We start from the raw sequence: 255 nt of genomic DNA on the forward strand, positions 1-255 counted from the left end.
GACATCTTGTTCGGCGCGTATCTCGGCATGCGGACCCCGTCTCACCAGGATTCGCAACGACCGGTAGAAACCGCCCCGGGTCGAGTGGCCGGTTCTGCCACTCGGTCATCCCCTCGACGACCTTGTCAGTGATCGTGGAGATCGTCTGCCGGGACACCTCCGCGCCATACACCTCGGCCAAGTGGGCCTGGATCTCCCCGGTCGTCAATCCCTTGGCCGACAAGGAGATCACCATGTCCTCGACCCCGGACAGCC

At 63.9% G+C, this 255-nt stretch carries 1 protein-coding gene; it reads right to left on the reverse strand.

Annotated elements, in window-relative coordinates:
• Positions 1 to 255, reverse strand: a 255-nt coding sequence (locus AC5RWQ_RS30830; protein WP_494286102.1) for a transposase, incomplete at both ends; no start/stop codon positions are given.

The organism is Micromonospora sp. BS32, assembly GCF_059089345.1.